This window comes from uncultured Marivita sp. (assembly GCF_947488135.1).
Lineage (GTDB): Bacteria > Pseudomonadota > Alphaproteobacteria > Rhodobacterales > Rhodobacteraceae > Marivita.
Genome location: NZ_CANKYW010000002.1, coordinates 311,984 through 328,164 on the forward strand (window position 1 = coordinate 311,984; position 16,181 = coordinate 328,164).

Below are 16,181 nucleotides of genomic sequence, written 5' to 3' on the forward strand. Positions count from 1 at the left end.
TAACTCAGGTAGGCCGACCCTGCGCGCCATTCAAGGCATTTCGCTGTTCTCTCTCGCTCTGCGCGACTTGCGACAGCGCTTCGAACAGAGCATCGGACCGGGTCCGGCGCTGGCTTTGACGGCCAGCGGCATCCACAAGAAACTGCGTTTCCGGCAGGCTTCTGGCATAAAGCACGGCGGATTTCGGCATCACTACGGTCATCGCCGCGCGTGCTGCGGAAACCGCCAGCCAGCCCAGTTTCTGAGGCTTCGACGTGTGCGCCCGCGATGAGATCGAATCATATCCGCTGCTTTGAACCTGACCCCCGATACCGGCGTAGATAAAGCGCGCCGCGTAGATCCCAGGTCGTGCGGAGACCGGAAGGGCGGCAACACCGGCCTCGGACCGCATGTAAAGACGGTTGGCTTGCATCACCAAGCGACGTGTCATTTGGCGGATCGCTTTGGTCGGTCTGGGATCAGAAAGGAAGCGATCCGCGCTCAATCCGGCTTCGTCCAGCCAGTCGAGTGGCAGATAGATCCGGCCTTCAAGAGCGTCCTCTCCGATGTCCCGCGCGATATTGGTCAGCTGCATCGCAACGCCCAGATCGGATGCCCTTGCCAGCGCGTTCGGATCACGGACGCGCATCAAGACGCACATCATCACACCAACAGCGGAGGCGACGCGGGCGGAATAATCGAACAGTTCGGACAGGCTGTCGTATCGGCGGCCCATGGCGTCCCACGCCAAACCTTCGAGAAGCGCGTCGGGTAGGGCGCGCGGCATGTCGAACTCCTCGACCACGCGGGCAAAGGCCCGATCGGCGGCGGCGTTATCGGGCCGACCAGAATAAATCCGCTCCAGCCGGTCCTGAAGCTTGAGAACCGCCGCCGCTTTTTCCTGTTGAAGATCGACCGCATCATCCGCCAGACGGCAAAATGCATAGAGCGCCAATGAAGGGTCACGCACGCCCGCGGGCAAAAGCCGCGACGCCATGTGGAACGACAGGGACCCATGGCGGATCGCCTCGCGGCAGGCCTCCATGTCCGTCTGCGGGCAGGTCATCCGCGCACCGTGGCGGGGTCGGGAACAAGCTGTTCAAGCACTTCGGCGGACGAAATGACGCCCGGAAGCCCCGCGCCAGGATGGGTTCCTGCACCGGTGAGGAAAAGCCCCTTGAGTTCTTCACTGACGTTGTGCGGCCGGAACCACGCGCTTTGCAGGATGCGGGGTTCGATGGAAAAACCCGACCCGTGAGGCGAGAGGTATCGATCCTTGAACGTTTCCGGAGTGAAGACCTCGCTGGCTGTCACACGGCTCGAGAAGCCAGGCAAAAGCTGTTCCTCCAACGCCTTGGTCAGGCGCACCCGATACTGACGTTCGAGATCCTTCCAATCGGCGGCATCTTCGTGCCCCAAGTGGGGAACTGGGCTTAGAACGTAGAAAGTGTCGTCGCCCTCGGGCGCTGCACTTGGATCGGTCACGGTGGGCCGGTGGACGTAAAGCGAAAAGTCATCGGGTACTTTCCCGCCCATGAAGATGTCGCGCACCAGCTCTTTGTAGCGCGGTCCGTTGAGGATCGTGTGGTGCCCCACGTCCTTCCACATTTCGCGCGTGCCCTTGGTCCCGAAGTACCAGACATACAGCCCCATCGACCATCTGCGGGATTTCAGCTTTTTCGGCGTCCAACGTTTGCGCGGTTGATTGCGCAAAAGGTGGTCGTAGGTGAAGCCGGCATCGGCGTTCGACACTACGACATCGGCGGTCAGAACGTCACCCGAAGCGAGTTTGACACCCCGCGCCCGGCCATTTTTGACGAGGATCTCGTCAACCTCGGTCTCCATGCGCAGCGTTCCGCCCTGTTCGCCAATGATCTTGGCCATGTTTTCCGCAATCGCGGCGACCCCGCCCATCGCGTAATGCACCCCGAATTCCTTCTCGAGGTGCGACACGAGGATATACATCGACGTCACGTTGAACGGATCACCGCCGATGAAAAGCGGATGAAACGACAGGGCCATGCGCAACCGCTCATCTTTCACGCGTTTGGCCGCATGGGCATAAACCGACCGGTCCGCGCGGAGCATAGCGAAACGCGGCAGCACGCGAATCAGATCCGTCAGCTTGTGCATCGACCGTCGGCCCAAATCCTCGAACCCGAACCAGTATCGTTCCTCGCTGTCGCGCAAGAACTTTTCGTAGCCGGGCACATCGTCCGGAGACAGGCGCCGCACCTCTTCCCGCATCGCATTGGTGTCTTGCCGAGCGGTGAAACTGGACCCGTCAGGCCAGCGGATTTCATAAAAAGGGTCAAGCGGGCGGAGATCGACTTCTTCGTGGAAATCCTTGCCGCATGCTGCCCATAACTCTTTGAAAACCTGCGGAACGGTGACGATGGTCGGACCAAGATCGAACCGATGTCCGTCTTTCCAGATGCACGATCCGCGTCCACCCGGAACATCCAATTTGTCGATCACGGTGACGCGGTAGCCCAGCGCCCCCAATCGCATGGCCGAAGCCAATCCACCTAGCCCGGCACCGATGACGACGGCATGGGCCGAAGTCAGCTTGTCGGAATGCGCCGCCAGGGCCGTATCGAGTTTTGTCATCATTAGTCCATGATATACTGTCAACTTTACTTTACAATAATTTGCCGCTGGGGTGCGTCAATAAATTATATATCTTTACTGCTTGGGGATTATGTGTCAGACTTAGTTGACACTATGGGAACCGAAATGCAGACCGTGAGCCTGAGCTTTTATCGCTTTGACACACCGCTATCGCGGCTGTGGGCGCTGACGATGATGGGGGCCGCAAGACTGTCGCTGCCGCGAATCGAGGGGCTCCAGTTCTGGAAGCTGTGCGGATCCGGCACCGGCGAAGGGTTCACGCCAGTTCCCAACACCTCTGTCTACGCGATCCTGACAGTGTGGACCGATTTAGACCGCGCGCGCAAAGCGTTGGCACAAGAGCCGCTTTTTCAGCGCTACCGGTCGAAAGCATCAGAAGCCTGGACCTTGTTCCTGACGCCCTATTCCGCCCGCGGCGCGTGGTCCGGTAAGTCTCCGTTCAAACAAGAAGCGCCCGCGCCCTCTGGCCCGATCGCCGCTTTGACACGCGCAACGGTCAGGCCCGCTGTCGCCGCGCAATTCTGGAAGCGCGTGCCCGACATCAGCGGCGTGATCGGCGAAAACCCGAACGTCCTTTTCAAGATCGGCATCGGAGAAGTTCCGCTGCTGCAACAGATCACCTTTTCCATCTGGCCCGACTCCCAATCCATGGCCGAGTTCGCGCGCAAAAACGGACCGCACGCACAGGCCATTCGCGCAGTGCGTGACGGAAAGTGGTTCCGCGAAGAGCTTTACGCCCGCTTTCGGGTTACTGACGAGATCGGCAGCTGGGAAGGCCAATCCCCCCGTATTCTAAAGGATATCGCCGCATGAGACATCCGTTCCCCTTTTCCGCCATCGTTGGTCAGGACCAGATGAAACTGGCCATGATCCTGACGGCTGTCGATCCTGGCATCGGCGGCGTGCTCGTGTTCGGCGACCGGGGCACCGGCAAATCGACGGCGGTTCGCGCCTTGGCCGCGCTGTTGCCCGAGATTACCAAGCTCGACGGCAGCGCCACGAATGCCGCTGCGCCCGAGGACATGCCTGACTGGGCCGATCCGGTCTCGGGCAAAACGATCAACGTGCCAACACCCGTCATCGACCTTCCGTTGGGCACGACAGAGGATCGGCTTGTCGGCGCTCTCGATATCGAACGCGCGCTGAGCCGCGGAGAAAAGGCGTTCGAGCCGGGTTTGCTGGCCAAGGCCAACCGTGGGTATCTCTATATCGACGAGGTGAACCTGCTCGAAGACCACTTGGTCGACCTGCTGCTCGACGTGGCGCAATCCGGCGAAAACGTCATCGAACGAGAAGGCCTCTCGATCCGCCATGACGCGCGCTTCGTGCTTGTCGGGTCCGGAAACCCGGAAGAGGGCGAGTTACGACCTCAACTTTTGGATCGCTTCGGCCTTTCGGTCGAAGTCCGCTCGCCCAGCGATATCGAAGAGCGGGTAGAGGTCATTCGCCGTCGCGCCGCGTTTGACGTCAATCCCGATGCATTCGTCGAAAAGTGGTCGGTCGAGGACACCAAGATCCGCGATGCGATCCTGAAAGCGCGGGATGCGCTCAAGTCCATCGACGCACCGGACGAAACGTTACGGGATTGCGCTGGTCTTTGCGTGGCCATCGGATCTGACGGTCTGCGCGGTGAGCTAACCTTGCTTCGCGCTGCCCGCGCCTTGGCTGCATACAAGGAAAGTCCCGTTGTGACCCGCGATCATCTGCGGGCGGTCGCCTCGATGGCGCTCAGCCACCGTTTACGCCGCGATCCTCTTGACGATGCAGGATCATCGACCCGTGTGGATCGCACGGTCGAGGAAGTCTTTGCATGAGAGAAGACCCCTCTGCCATTAACGTGCAGGGCCAATTGGCCCTGACGCTTCTGGCAGTCGACCCGGTCGGGTTGGGGGGCCTTCACCTGCGCGCCCGCGCGGGACCAGTGCGCGATATGTTCTGCGCTCCGATCAAGACCATCTTTCCCAAGGCACGCCGGTTCGCACCATCCGTTTCTGACCTTCAGCTCTTTGGTGGCGTCGATATCGGCGAAACGCTCACCCGAGGCGAGATCATCCGCGCCAAGGGAATACTCGACGCCGCGACCCCAATGGTTTTCACCATGGCGGAGCGCTGTGAACCCGGTCTTGCCGCGCGTCTTGCGCAGAGTTTGGATTCGAACATCGGCCACGCCCTCATCTTGCTGGATGAAGGCGCAGAGGACGACGAGATTGCGCCGACCACATTAACAGAACGGCTTGCCTTCCGCGTCGATCTTGATGGGCTGCGCCATATCGAACTGGCCCAGTTGGTGATGGAAGAGGCCGACATCCTTGCAGCGCAAGCGCGTTTGTCGGCGGTTGAGGTCTCCGACGACGCTGCGGTTGCTCTTGCCGTTACAGCCGTCCGCTTCGGGATCGACTCCTTGCGTGCGCCGCTGATCGCCTTGGCAGCGGCCCGCGCGAATGCCGCCTTGAATAATCGCCAATCAGTCAACCAGGACGATCTTCAGATCGCGGTCCAGCTTGTCTACGCCCACCGCGCCACCCAGATTCCGGTCGAGGATGAAGCCGACGAGCCGGAGGACGACACATCGCCCGATGATACCCCGGATGCGCAAAGCCCGGACACGGACGAGTCGGAGTTCAACTTGCCCGACGACCTGTTGATCGACGCGATCAAGGCGGTCTTGCCCTTTGATGTGCTGGCCATGCTCGAAGGTTCGGGCCGGTTGAAGACAGCGAGCGGAAGCGGCGGTGCTGGGCAGAAGAAGCGCGGAAACCGTCGCGGACGGCCTTTGCCGTCGCGGGCAGGGCGCCTGGATGGCGGCAACCGGATCGATCTCGTCGCCACCTTGCGAGCCGCCGTTCCGTGGCAGACCATCCGCCGCAAGCAAAACCCGGATCGAACTGGCGTTCTGATCCGGCCCTCCGATATTCATGTCAAAGTGTTCCAGGAAGTTTCTGACCGGTTGGTCATCTTCGCCGTCGATGCTTCGGGATCTTCTGCAGTTGCTCGATTGGCTGAAGCCAAGGGCGCGGTCGAGTTGATGCTGAGCGATGCCTACGCCCGGCGCGATCATGTTGCCTTGATTGCCTTCCGAGGCGAGGGCGCCGATCTGATCCTGCCGCCAACGCGGTCTCTGGTTCAGACCAAACGCCGTCTCGCCGGGCTCCCGGGCGGCGGAGGTACACCGCTCGCCTCGGGTCTCAAAGCGGCGGCGGAATTGGCGCAACGCGTGCGCGCCCAGGGATTGTCACCCTCGATCGCCGTTCTGACCGACGGCCGGGCCAACGTGCCTTTGCCCGGTAAGACAGGACGCGCCGCTGCCAATGATGACGCGCAGGCGATGGCGCGGCATGTCCGGTCGCTCAATATTCCGAGCGCCATGATCGACACATCCGTACGGCCGCACCGTGATCTTCGTACGCTTTGCGGTGTGATGGATGCCCAATATATTCCCTTGCCACGCGCGGATTCCAAAGGATTGAGCCGGGCCATCGAGACAGCCCTTGGCGGGTGACGCCATGGATTCGGAAAGCCTCCTCACAGCATGGCCACACTCTGAACACTCGCGCTTCGTCGATGTACGTCCGCACCGCTGGCATGTTCAGGAAATGGGAAAGGGCGATACCGTGCTGCTGCTTCACGGCGCCAGCGGGTCCACTCATTCCTGGCGCGATGTCATGAGCAACCTTGCCCAAGACCACCATGTCGTTGCGATTGATCTTCCGGGACATGGCCTGACGCGGCTTGGTTCCCGTCACAGATCATCGCTACCGCTGATGGCGCAAGACGTCCAAAGCCTGATCGATCATGAAGGCTGGGATGTCAAAGCGATCCTTGCCCACTCCGCTGGCGCGGCGCTTGGGCTACGCATTCTTCAGGCGTCCAATACCGAAATTCCATTGGTCGCGGTGAACCCGGCGCTGACTCCGTTCAAGGGATTGGCAGGGGTCCTGTTTCCTATGGCGGCCCGCGTGGTGGCGCTCAGTCCGGTCATGGCCAAGATGATCAAGCGCAGGATGGCCGGGCCTGGACAAGTCGTGTCCCTGATGGAGACCACCGGATCGAAGATCTCTCCCGAAGGATTGAACCTCTATGCCAAACTGTTTCGCAGCGAGGCACATTTGGATGGAACGCTCCTGATGATGGCGCAATGGAAGCTCGACGGGCTGGTGGCCGATCTTCCGAAAATCACCGTGCCCTGCACATTCCTTGTCGGCGAAAACGACAAAGCCGTATCGCCTGCCTCGGTCAGAAAAAGTGCTGAAACGATGCCAAACGCCGAAGTCCTGTGTTTTGAAGGATATGGCCACCTTTTGCACGAAGAAGTGCCCGGTCTTGTCGCGGATCAGCTTCGTGCAGCCTTGCGCAAGTAAACATAGTAGGCGCCGCCACCGCCGTGTCGAATGTGCGCCTCCGCCACGTCCAAAACCGCCGAATTCAAGGGCGCCATCCTGAGCCACATCGGAACCTGCCGTTTCAAGATCCCACGCTGGCGCGGCATCGGATCATGCGGGTCGTCACGTTGGCCTTTGCCTGTGATGACAAGAACAAGTCGGAATCCCCGAGAGGTTGACGTAAGTATGAACCGGGTGAGGGCGGGATGCGCCTGATCCAGTGTCATCCCGTGAAGATCGATGCGAGCCTCCGGAACAAGCTTGCCCCGGCGCATTTTGCCGAAGGTCTTTTTGTCCATCGACGGTTTGGCGCGCGGCGCGGGTTGCGGTGTCGTGATTTGTCCGGTGGGCAGGGACGCTTTGCTTCCGATCCCGAAAGCTGTGGGCAGATCGACCTCTTCGCGCTCTGGCTTACGACGAACTGTCGGCTTCGGCGCATCCGCTGCGCGACGCAGGGCCTGCGGCAGAGGTTTCGTGCTATGCGCCACCTTCTGCCAGAGCTCGCGCTCCTCCGGGCGGAGCTTGCGGCAGCTCATTGCAGCGACTCGGGCAGATACGCATAGGCGCGCTGGATCGGCATGAGCACAACCATTCGGCCCGGATCCTTGATCCGCCCCGCTTTACGGCCGGCCTCGTCACCCGTGCCGAAAAAAACATCGGCGCGTTGTGCGCCTTTGATTGCAGACCCGGTATCCTGTGCGACCATCAGCCGACGCAGGGGATTTCGCCCGTCCTTTTCGATCCAGACCGGAGCGCCCAGCGGCGTAAAGGCGGGATCCACGGCAATCGACCGCATCGGCGTGATCGATCTGTTCATCGCCCCGAGCGGCCCCATGTCAGCCGGGACCTGACTGACCTCGCGGAAGAAGACGTAGGAGTCATTGTGGAACAGGAGATCCTGCCCCTCGATCGGGTTACGGCGCACCCAGTTCTTGATAACGTCGGCAGATACCTGATGAGCCTGGTAGACGCCGCGACGGACAAGCTCTTGCCCGATCGACTTGTAGGTATGTCCATTCGCACCGCCATATCCGACGCGGATCATCCGCCCGTCCGGATAACGCACGCGACCAGAACCCTGAACCTGTAGGAAAAACAGCTCGACAGGGTCATCGACCCACGCGATCTCAAGGCCACGGCCCTCCAAAACTCCACTGGTCAAGAGATCCCGACGCGTCAGCCAAGGGCGGATGTCCTCGGCCTCCTGCGGCATCCTGTAGAGGGGGTAGCGGTAACGATCCGTGCGGACCGGTGAGCCCGCGAGTTCCGGTTCGAAATAGCCGGTGAAAAGGGGATCCTTGCCATCCGTGATCAACATCGGTCGGAAGAAAAGTTCGAAAAACTGACGAGCATCGGTCGCATCGAACGCAAGTGCGCAGAGCGAGGCCCAATCCGGCTCATCAAGATCGGCACAGGTATTGCGGAAAACGGTCAGGGCCGATGCATGATCATCCTCGGCCCATCCATCCAGGTCTTCAAAGCCAAGGATGGAATACTGTGTTTCCGGCTCATTCGGCACAGCAGGTCCTGCCATCAGAACACCCAGGGAAATGGCTGCGCCGAGCCTTCGGATCATTCGCCCGTTGCGACAAGCTGCCAGTTCGGATCGTCCACACCCATACGGCGTGCATATGTCCAAACGTCTTTTTGCCGCTTCACTTGGGTCGGCGACCCCTCGATGATTTCGCCAGAGCTGTCGCGAACGGCGGAGGTCAGTTCCCCGATATATTTCACGGTGATTTCGGCTGTCGCGGTCTCGTCGTCGAAGGTGGCATCGACAAGAGACATTTCGCGGACGCCCACGAATTCCGCTTCGATGGTCAGGCCCTGTTCCTCGCGCGCTTCGACCACTTCGGCAAACGACTCGTACACATCTTCTGCGAGGAAAGGCTTGATATCGGCAAGCTCACCGCGCTCGAACCCCATAAGGATCATTTCATACGCACCGCGTGCGCCGCCAAGAAATTCGCCAACGCCAAAGGAAGGCTCCACACGCTTCATCCGGGCCAGCGCATCGGCGGCATCGCTTCCTGCGTCGACGTGATCGACGATGTCATGATCCGGCCCGCCCTCGATCACCTCGAAATCGCGACGCGACGACGAAGAGGACTCCTGTCGTGGCAGCGGCGGCTTTTCGAAACCTTCCCGTGTGCCCAAAACGCTTTTCAAACGCAGGATCAGAAACACGGCGATGCCGGCAAGCACCAAAAGCTGTATCAGCGGAGAATTCATCAGGACCTCGCCCAGACCAAAGTGGAAACGTCGTTGTTGAGTTCTTATGTAGGTGTTGGGCGTCGTATAGTCCACCGCGCGCCCAGCGAAAGGAGTGTCGCCTTATGTGGCTGTTTGTAGCTTTTTTGTTGGTCCCGCTGATCGAAATCGGTTTGTTCGTCCAAATCGGTGGCCTGATCGGGTTGTGGCCGACGCTGGCCATCGTGGTTCTGACCGCCATCCTGGGCACCTATCTTGTTCGGTCACAAGGCATTATGGCGCTCAACAATCTGCGCGGTTCGTTCTCCCGGCTCGAGGACCCGTCCGAGCCGCTGGCACACGGTGCGATGATCCTCTTGGCCGGCGCCTTGCTGCTCACGCCGGGTTTTTTCACCGATGCGGTCGGTTTTGCGCTCCTCGCGCCGCCGGTACGGTCGGCTTTGATCAACTATCTGCGCAAGCATATTGAAGTGCAGAGGTTCGAAATGGGGCCGCAAGACGACCCATATGGACCAAGGACCAGACGTCCTCGGGACACGGTCATCGACGGCGAGTTCCATGATATCACGGACTCCAAGAAGCCGACGCATCAGGGGTCGGGCTGGACGAAGCATTGAGGCTTGCCACATCGGCTGCTAAGCAGCGTCAAATTTTTGTAACCGCTCGATCCGAGGGAGAGACACATGGCTGATACGCCTGAAACCGCCGCAAACGGCGCGGCACAACAAGCTGCACCGGTAAAGATGAACGTTCTCGCGCAGTTCGTGCGCGACATGTCCTTTGAAAACATCCTTGCCCAGAAGGGCGTTCAGGGTGAGGTCCAGCCGGACGTTCAATTGCAAGTCAACCTCGACGCAAAGAAGCGCACCACCGAAAACCAGTACGAGGTGATCCTGAAGATTCAGGTCACGTCCAAGGCCAAGGAGAGTGGTGACACGCTTTTCATGCTGGAGCTTGAATATGCAGGTGTGTTCCACATCGAAAACGTACCGGACGAACAGTTGCATCCGTTCCTGTTGATCGAATGCCCGCGCATGCTGTTCCCGTTTGTCCGCCGCATCGTCAGCGATGTGACGCGGGATGGTGGCTTCCCGCCGCTCAACTTGGAAACCATTGATTTTCTTCAGCTTTATCGTTCTGAATTGGCGCGCCGGTCAAGCGGTCAGCAGGCGGAAACCGCTAACGCGTGACGCTACAGCCGCTTCCATAAGGCGGCCTCTCCAAGTGTTTCGACAAAGGCGGCGTGAGCCGCCTTTTCGCTGTCCGACAGGCGCGAAGCGAGCGCGGTTGGACGCGGCTGTGGCCGCCATTCCACCGACCCCGTATCGAGGTCGGCCTTGTTCTGTGAAACGCTCAGACCGAAATCCGGCTGCTTTCCCCCGATAAGTTCAAGATACACCTCGGCAAGAATCTCGGAGTCGAGCAGGGCTCCGTGCAGTGTCCGCGATGAATTGTCGATCCCGAACCTGCGGCACAGCGCGTCGAGCGACGCGGGCGAGCCGGGGAATTTTCGGCGAGCGATGGCGAGTGTGTCTACAGCCCGTTCGAATGGGATTGGAGTGCGTTTGACCCACGACAATTCGGCGTTCAGGAATTTCATGTCGAACGCTGCGTTGTGAATCACCAGCTTCGCATCAGCGATAAAATCAACGAAGGCTTGCGCGATATCGGCAAAAACCGGTTTGTCCCGCAGGAAGTCGTCGCCAAGCCCGTGCACCTCGAACGCCTCCTGCGGCATGGTGCGTTCCGGGTTGATGTATTGATGATAGGTCTTTCCGGTCGGGACATGGTTGAACAACTCGACCGCCCCGATTTCGACGATCCTGTCACCTTGCTCCGGCTCGAACCCGGTCGTTTCCGTATCGAGAACAATCTCACGCATCGGTCATTCGTTTCCTGATCTGCTCCAGAACATGGTGGACCTGCTGGCGTGCATGTTCAAGCGTGTCGGTTTCGATCACGAAATCCGAACGGGCGCATTTTTCGTCGTTCGGCATCTGTTTGTCGCGTATTGCCAAAAACTGGTCTCGGGTCATCGTACCCCGTTCCAGAACTCGCTTTTCCTGAAGTTCAGGCGAAACAGTGACACATACAACCGCATCCATCTCGGACTCGGCACCGGTTTCGAAGAGCAACGGAATGTCGAATACGATGATGTCAGAACTGACGCTATCAGCAAACCTCGCGCGATCGTCCTGAACCAATGGATGCACGATGGCTTCGATCTGACGCAGCGCATCGGAGTTCGTCGAAATGATACCGCGCAAAGCCCCGCGATCCACTGTCCCGCCGGAAATCGCATCGGGAAACAAGGCTTCGATCGGCGAAACGGCAGCTCCGCCAGTTTCGTAAAGGCGGTGCACGGCTGCATCGGCGTCCCACACGGCGCAACCCGCATCAGCGAAGAGTTGGGCCGTCGTCGATTTGCCCATCCCAATAGAGCCCGTGAGACCGAGCTTGAACGTCACCGAAGAACCGCCGCGCGGACATTTTCATCCACCACCGGGCGTTTTCCGAACCAACGCTCGAATCCCGGGACGGCTTGATGAAGGAGCATGCCGAGACCGTCGACAACGCGGCATCCCCGTTCTTCGGCTGTCTTCAAAAGGCGGGTCCGCAATGGCGTATAAACGAGATCATTCACGATCGCGCCGCGTCTCAATCCGTCGAGCGGCACCCGCATTTCCGGTTTGCCCGTCATCCCCAAGGATGTCGTGTTCACGACGAGATCGGCCTCATCAAGTACATTTCCGGCCTGGACCCATTCAACCACTTGAACCCGATGGCCGAAATCCTCGCGCAGTTTTTCAGCGCGGATGCGTGTGCGATTGGTCAGCATGATCTTCGGAACACCCACATCCAGAAGTGACGCAAGCACGGCCCGTGACGCACCGCCGGCACCGAACACGACGGCGGGCCCTGATTTGGGGTTCCAGTCAGGGATGGTCTGGCGGATGTTTTCGATAAAACCGTAACCATCCGTGTTGTCAGCATGGATCCGCCCGTCCTTGCGAAAGATCAGTGTATTTGCGGCCCCGATCAACGTGGCGCGGTCGGTGATGAGATCGGCAATCTCCATCACCTTTTCTTTATGCGGAATGGTGACGTTGGCACCCACAAATCCAAGATCGGCAAGACGCGGCAACAGATCGACAAGCTTTTCGGGCGCAATGTCCATTGGGATGTAGTGTCCCTTGAGGCCATATTTCCGAAGCCAGTAGCCATGAACATTCGGGCTTTTCGAATGCGCTATGGGATGGCCGATGACAGCGGCCAAAGGTATTTTAGTGTCACTCATCCGTCGATCCGTCCGATCAGTGTGAGCTGGTTGAGGAGTTCCAGCAGCGGGAGCCCCAACACCGTAAAATAGTCGCCCTGCACCTGCGTGAACAGGCGCGCGCCTTCTTCCTCGAGCTTATAGGCCCCAACCGAGTGGCGGATGCTGTCCCAGTTGCGCGCGAGATAGTTTTCTAGATAGCTGTCCGAGAAATCGCGCATCCGCAAACGAACCACGCCGACATGCCGCCATTTCGGTTCGCCGTCTTCATAGAGAACTGCCGCGGATAATAGCGTGTGAGACCGATTTCTGAGTTTCCTGAGCTGATCCCGTGCTTCGTCTGGCGTTTCGGGTTTGGCCAGGATCTCTTTCTCAACCGACAGAACCTGATCACATCCCAGCACCAAGACTCCCGGCGTTTTATCCGACACCTTGCGCGCTTTCATCTCCGCTAGTGTATCCGCAATGTCCCGAGGCGATGCGTTCTCGGCTTGCAAGGCTTGCCGCACGCTGTCCTCGTCGATTCGAGCGACCTGAACATCGAATCGTAGCCCCGTGTTTCGCAACAGGTCCGCGCGAATTTGGGACCCGGACGCGAGGACAAGATCGAGATTCATGTGGAGAACTCCGCGGACAAGTCGGGTTTGTTGACAGGAACGTTTTGAGGAAAACCGACCGCGACGGCAAGCCGATTGAAATCTCACCGACTTGCTCTTCGATCTTTTGGTGGTTTTACGTGGTGTGGAAAGGATAAGTCGGGACCCAAGATTTTTTAGGAGAATGTACAGAGGTGAGAGAATAATCCCGGATTTTTCCACACGGGATTTCATCATTTAAATTATCAAAAACAATGACTTGAACGAACTCTCACAGTGCCGTTCGCCAGTTGCTCACATGTTCCGTTTCTTCTCTAATCGTGGGATAAGATTGGGACAAAGCTTTAATCCACAGTGCCAAGGCAAGACTACTGAAAACAAAATCCTTTCTAATTTCTTTATTTATTTTTGAAAGAAGGGAGGTTTGACAGCTTGAGAACCCTCGTCTAAGAGCATCACTGTCCTGTTCTGGACGCGACCTTCCTGAGACAAAGAAGTTGAGACTGCCTCTGATCGCAGTCCTGGGTATTTCATGACAGAAAAGCTGAACCTTGCCGACCTCAAGGCAAAGAGCCCCAAAGACCTGCTGGCGATGGCCGAGGAACTGGAAATCGAAAACGCCTCGACCATGCGGAAGGGCGAGATCATGTTCCAGATCCTGCGCGAACGCGCGGATGAAGGCTGGACGATCTTCGGCGATGGCGTTCTCGAAGTCCTTCAGGACGGGTTCGGATTCCTGCGGTCCCCCGAGGCGAACTATCTACCAGGTCCCGACGACATTTACGTCTCGCCCGAGATGATCCGTAAGTTCTCGCTTCGGACCGGGGATACCATCGACGGGGAAATCAAAGCGCCCGAAGACAATGAGCGCTACTTTGCCTTGATGGATTGTACCCAGATCAACTTCCAGGATCCGGAACGCGCGCGTCACAAGATTGCTTTCGATAACCTCACGCCACTTTATCCCGACGAGCGTCTGACGATGGAGATCGAAGATCCCACGATCAAGGATCGCTCAGCCCGGATCATCGATCTTGTCGCGCCGATCGGGAAGGGGCAGCGTTCCCTGATCGTGGCGCCGCCAAGGACAGGTAAGACGGTTCTTCTGCAAAACATCGCGCATTCCATCGAGCGCAATCACCCGGAGTGCTATCTGATCGTTCTTCTGATCGATGAACGACCGGAAGAGGTCACCGATATGCAGCGGTCCGTAAAGGGTGAAGTCGTGTCTTCGACCTTTGACGAACCCGCAACGCGCCACGTGGCTGTTTCAGAAATGGTGATCGAAAAGGCCAAGCGTTTGGTCGAACATAAACGAGATGTTGTTATCCTTCTGGACTCGATCACAAGACTTGGTAGAGCTTTCAACACCGTTGTGCCGTCGTCAGGTAAGGTTCTGACGGGTGGTGTCGACGCGAATGCGCTTCAACGGCCAAAGCGATTCTTCGGTGCCGCGCGGAATATCGAAGAAGGTGGATCCCTGACCATCATTGCGACCGCCTTGATCGACACCGGAAGCCGAATGGACGAAGTGATCTTCGAAGAATTCAAAGGGACGGGTAACTCCGAGATCGTTCTGGACCGCAAGGTTGCGGATAAGCGCGTGTTCCCGGCGATGGACATTCTGAAATCCGGAACGCGGAAAGAGGATCTTCTTGTCGACAAGAACGATCTTCAAAAGACTTTTGTTCTGCGCCGTATTCTTAACCCGATGGGCACAACGGACGCGATCGAGTTCCTGATCTCCAAGCTCAAGCAAACCAAAACGAATTCGGAATTCTTTGACTCCATGAATTCGTGAAACTGACGGGCGTGCAACGTCATGGATACGATCTTTGCCCTGGCGACGGTACCGGGAAAGTCCGGCGTTGCGGTGATCCGCGTGTCCGGGCCGGATGCGGTCGCGAGTTGCGGCGCTTTCGGATTCAAGCCGCCGGAACCACGTAAATCAGCACTTCGGCGTCTTGTTCACAAAGATCGTGGGTTCCTTGACGAGGCCCTCGTCCTTTTCTTCGAAGATGGGGCAAGCTTTACAGGTGAACCCGTCGTCGAGTTTCACGTCCATGGAAGCGTGGCCACCATCAACGCCGTTCTGAATTCCTTAGGAGAACTGTCCGGGTATCGACCAGCGGATGCCGGCGAGTTCACGCGCCGTGCTCTGAACAATGGCCGTTTGGATCTGACCCAAGTCGAAGCCCTTGCGGATCTTATCGACTCAGAAACGGAAATGCAGCGCAAACAGGCGCTGAAGGGGTTTTCGGGACATCTACGTGAAAAGGCCGAAAGCTGGCGGAATGATTTGATCCACGCGATGTCCCTGCTCGAAGCGACGATCGATTTCGCGGATGAGGAGGTCCCGGTTGACGTATCGCCGGATGTTGAACGTCTGTTGCGTGGCGTTATCGAATCCATCGATCAAGAAGTCCAAGGGTTTGGTGTGGCAGAACGTGTTAGAACGGGGTTTGAGGTTGCTATCGTAGGCCCCCCCAACGCTGGCAAATCTACTCTTCTGAATGCGCTGGCAGGTCGTGACGCCGCCATTACCTCTGAAATTGCGGGAACCACTCGTGACGTGATCGAGGTCAGAATGGACCTGGACTCCGTTCCCGTCACATTTCTCGATACCGCGGGTCTTCGTGAAACCGATGACGCGATTGAAATAATTGGCGTCCAACGTGCAATTGACCGGGCCAGATCTGCCGACTTGCGCGTGTTTCTGGAAGGCGAGGGGACGTTTGGAGAGCTGAAACCGCAGGAGAATGACATCGTTGTTCGCGGCAAGGCGGATCTTCAACCTGATGGCCAAGGTGTATCAGGTCTCACCGGCGCAGGACTCCAACGTTTGATCGAAGATGTGAAAGTGTATCTTCTATCGTTAGCGACGGCAGCTGGCCTTGTCTCGCACGAACGTCAGAGAGATGTTCTGATCCAAGGTCGAGATGCTCTTAGTCATGCGATTAAGCTGTCAAGCCGTGGTCCAGAAAGCTATGATCTTGCGTCAGAGGAATTGCGATCCGCTATTTTTACACTTGAACGACTCGTAGGTCGTGTCGATGTAGAAGACGTGCTAGATAAGGTCTTCTCAAGTTTTTGCATCGGAAAATAAGG

17 protein-coding genes are annotated in these 16,181 nt (G+C 58.2%); 8 read left to right on the forward strand and 9 right to left on the reverse strand.

The annotated features are described in order from the left end of the window. Positions 1 to 4 precede the first annotated feature (4 nt). A complete protein-coding gene (gene crtB, locus Q1B16_RS08675; RefSeq protein ID WP_299786654.1) occupies positions 5 to 1,045 on the reverse strand; it encodes a 15-cis-phytoene synthase in 1,041 nt (346 codons plus the stop codon). Next, a complete protein-coding gene (locus tag Q1B16_RS08680) occupies positions 1,042 to 2,592 on the reverse strand; it encodes a phytoene desaturase (RefSeq protein WP_299786656.1) in 1,551 nt (516 codons plus the stop codon). The genes crtB and Q1B16_RS08680 overlap by 4 nt, the downstream gene beginning before the upstream one ends. A gap of 123 nt (positions 2,593 to 2,715) precedes the next feature. Here Q1B16_RS08680 and crtA point away from each other — a divergent pair, with 123 nt between their 5' ends. Genes crtA through bchO form a run of 4 tightly spaced genes read left to right on the forward strand, consistent with a single transcriptional unit; the run spans position 2,716 to position 6,968 of the window. After that, complete coding sequence (gene crtA, locus Q1B16_RS08685; protein ID WP_299786658.1) at positions 2,716 to 3,423, forward strand: spheroidene monooxygenase; 708 nt, start codon at positions 2,716 to 2,718, stop codon at positions 3,421 to 3,423. Then, positions 3,420 to 4,424: a magnesium chelatase ATPase subunit I gene (gene bchI, locus Q1B16_RS08690; RefSeq protein WP_299786660.1), complete on the forward strand. Its 1,005-nt coding sequence runs from the start codon at positions 3,420 to 3,422 to the stop codon at positions 4,422 to 4,424. Before crtA ends, bchI begins: the two co-directional genes overlap by 4 nt. Continuing rightward, positions 4,421 to 6,109, forward strand: a complete 1,689-nt coding sequence (locus tag Q1B16_RS08695) for a magnesium chelatase subunit D (protein WP_299786662.1) — start codon at positions 4,421 to 4,423, stop codon at positions 6,107 to 6,109. Before bchI ends, Q1B16_RS08695 begins: the two co-directional genes overlap by 4 nt. Positions 6,110 to 6,113: 4 nt before the next feature. Then, on the forward strand, positions 6,114 to 6,968 hold the full coding sequence (gene bchO / locus Q1B16_RS08700) for an alpha/beta fold hydrolase BchO (protein ID WP_299786664.1): 855 nt from the start codon (positions 6,114 to 6,116) through the stop codon (positions 6,966 to 6,968). On the opposite strand, the gene Q1B16_RS08705 is transcribed toward bchO, so the two are convergent. Genes Q1B16_RS08705 through Q1B16_RS08715 form a run of 3 tightly spaced genes read right to left on the reverse strand, consistent with a single transcriptional unit; the run spans position 6,941 to position 9,221 of the window. Then, a complete protein-coding gene (locus Q1B16_RS08705; RefSeq protein WP_299786666.1) occupies positions 6,941 to 7,525 on the reverse strand; it encodes a Smr/MutS family protein in 585 nt (194 codons plus the stop codon). The two genes, bchO and Q1B16_RS08705, sit on opposite strands and share 28 nt — an antisense overlap. Further along, positions 7,522 to 8,523 (reverse strand): MltA domain-containing protein, encoded by a 1,002-nt coding sequence (locus Q1B16_RS08710; RefSeq protein ID WP_299786668.1) that lies wholly within the window; start codon positions 8,521 to 8,523, stop codon positions 7,522 to 7,524. The genes Q1B16_RS08705 and Q1B16_RS08710 overlap by 4 nt, the downstream gene beginning before the upstream one ends. Positions 8,524 to 8,561: 38 nt before the next feature. Next, positions 8,562 to 9,221 carry a Tim44/TimA family putative adaptor protein gene (locus Q1B16_RS08715; protein ID WP_299786670.1) on the reverse strand — a complete coding sequence of 220 codons (660 nt, stop codon included), beginning with the start codon at positions 9,219 to 9,221 and terminating at the stop codon, positions 8,562 to 8,564. Between the two features lie 104 nt (positions 9,222 to 9,325). Between Q1B16_RS08715 and Q1B16_RS08720 the strand changes: the two genes are divergently transcribed. Continuing rightward, positions 9,326 to 9,817: an FxsA family protein gene (locus tag Q1B16_RS08720; RefSeq protein ID WP_299786672.1), complete on the forward strand. Its 492-nt coding sequence runs from the start codon at positions 9,326 to 9,328 to the stop codon at positions 9,815 to 9,817. Positions 9,818 to 9,883: 66 nt separating this feature from the next. Beyond that, positions 9,884 to 10,390, forward strand: a complete 507-nt coding sequence (gene secB, locus Q1B16_RS08725; protein ID WP_299786674.1) for a protein-export chaperone SecB — start codon at positions 9,884 to 9,886, stop codon at positions 10,388 to 10,390. A 2-nt stretch (positions 10,391 to 10,392) separates the two neighbouring features. Here secB and dnaQ read toward each other — a convergent pair whose 3' ends face one another. Genes dnaQ through Q1B16_RS08745 form a run of 4 tightly spaced genes read right to left on the reverse strand, consistent with a single transcriptional unit; the run spans position 10,393 to position 13,094 of the window. Next, a complete protein-coding gene (gene dnaQ / locus Q1B16_RS08730) occupies positions 10,393 to 11,082 on the reverse strand; it encodes a DNA polymerase III subunit epsilon (RefSeq protein ID WP_299786676.1) in 690 nt (229 codons plus the stop codon). Next, positions 11,075 to 11,668: a dephospho-CoA kinase gene (gene coaE, locus Q1B16_RS08735; RefSeq protein ID WP_299786678.1), complete on the reverse strand. Its 594-nt coding sequence runs from the start codon at positions 11,666 to 11,668 to the stop codon at positions 11,075 to 11,077. The genes dnaQ and coaE overlap by 8 nt, the downstream gene beginning before the upstream one ends. Then, complete coding sequence (locus Q1B16_RS08740; protein WP_299786680.1) at positions 11,665 to 12,498, reverse strand: shikimate dehydrogenase; 834 nt, start codon at positions 12,496 to 12,498, stop codon at positions 11,665 to 11,667. The genes coaE and Q1B16_RS08740 overlap by 4 nt, the downstream gene beginning before the upstream one ends. Then, positions 12,495 to 13,094 (reverse strand): Maf family nucleotide pyrophosphatase, encoded by a 600-nt coding sequence (locus Q1B16_RS08745; protein ID WP_299786682.1) that lies wholly within the window; start codon positions 13,092 to 13,094, stop codon positions 12,495 to 12,497. The genes Q1B16_RS08740 and Q1B16_RS08745 overlap by 4 nt, the downstream gene beginning before the upstream one ends. A gap of 511 nt (positions 13,095 to 13,605) precedes the next feature. Here Q1B16_RS08745 and rho point away from each other — a divergent pair. Beyond that, a complete protein-coding gene (gene rho / locus Q1B16_RS08750) occupies positions 13,606 to 14,874 on the forward strand; it encodes a transcription termination factor Rho (RefSeq protein WP_299786684.1) in 1,269 nt (422 codons plus the stop codon). 21 nt (positions 14,875 to 14,895) lie between these two features. Further along, positions 14,896 to 16,179, forward strand: coding sequence for a tRNA uridine-5-carboxymethylaminomethyl(34) synthesis GTPase MnmE (mnmE, locus tag Q1B16_RS08755; protein WP_299786686.1), 1,284 nt, complete (start codon positions 14,896 to 14,898; stop codon positions 16,177 to 16,179). The last annotated feature ends 2 nt before the right edge of the window (positions 16,180 to 16,181 follow it).

What these genes read in the sequence shown, in the direction of transcription:
- Q1B16_RS08715 (WP_299786670.1), bottom strand. Translation starts at nt 9,221, where the DNA reads ATGAATTCTCCGCTGATACAGCTTTTGGTGCTTGCCGGCATCGCCGTG.
- Q1B16_RS08695 (WP_299786662.1), top strand. Translation starts at nt 4,421, where the DNA reads ATGAGAGAAGACCCCTCTGCCATTAACGTGCAGGGCCAATTGGCCCTG.
- bchO (WP_299786664.1), top strand. Translation starts at nt 6,114, where the DNA reads ATGGATTCGGAAAGCCTCCTCACAGCATGGCCACACTCTGAACACTCG.
- Q1B16_RS08740 (WP_299786680.1), bottom strand. Translation starts at nt 12,498, where the DNA reads ATGAGTGACACTAAAATACCTTTGGCCGCTGTCATCGGCCATCCCATA.
- crtB (WP_299786654.1), bottom strand. Translation starts at nt 1,045, where the DNA reads ATGACCTGCCCGCAGACGGACATGGAGGCCTGCCGCGAGGCGATCCGC.
- dnaQ (WP_299786676.1), bottom strand. Translation starts at nt 11,082, where the DNA reads ATGCGTGAGATTGTTCTCGATACGGAAACGACCGGGTTCGAGCCGGAG.
- Q1B16_RS08680 (WP_299786656.1), bottom strand. Translation starts at nt 2,592, where the DNA reads ATGATGACAAAACTCGATACGGCCCTGGCGGCGCATTCCGACAAGCTG.
- bchI (WP_299786660.1), top strand. Translation starts at nt 3,420, where the DNA reads ATGAGACATCCGTTCCCCTTTTCCGCCATCGTTGGTCAGGACCAGATG.
- Q1B16_RS08710 (WP_299786668.1), bottom strand. Translation starts at nt 8,523, where the DNA reads ATGGCAGGACCTGCTGTGCCGAATGAGCCGGAAACACAGTATTCCATC.
- Q1B16_RS08720 (WP_299786672.1), top strand. Translation starts at nt 9,326, where the DNA reads ATGTGGCTGTTTGTAGCTTTTTTGTTGGTCCCGCTGATCGAAATCGGT.
- secB (WP_299786674.1), top strand. Translation starts at nt 9,884, where the DNA reads ATGGCTGATACGCCTGAAACCGCCGCAAACGGCGCGGCACAACAAGCT.
- rho (WP_299786684.1), top strand. Translation starts at nt 13,606, where the DNA reads ATGACAGAAAAGCTGAACCTTGCCGACCTCAAGGCAAAGAGCCCCAAA.
- mnmE (WP_299786686.1), top strand. Translation starts at nt 14,896, where the DNA reads ATGGATACGATCTTTGCCCTGGCGACGGTACCGGGAAAGTCCGGCGTT.
- Q1B16_RS08745 (WP_299786682.1), bottom strand. Translation starts at nt 13,094, where the DNA reads ATGAATCTCGATCTTGTCCTCGCGTCCGGGTCCCAAATTCGCGCGGAC.
- crtA (WP_299786658.1), top strand. Translation starts at nt 2,716, where the DNA reads ATGCAGACCGTGAGCCTGAGCTTTTATCGCTTTGACACACCGCTATCG.
- Q1B16_RS08705 (WP_299786666.1), bottom strand. Translation starts at nt 7,525, where the DNA reads ATGAGCTGCCGCAAGCTCCGCCCGGAGGAGCGCGAGCTCTGGCAGAAG.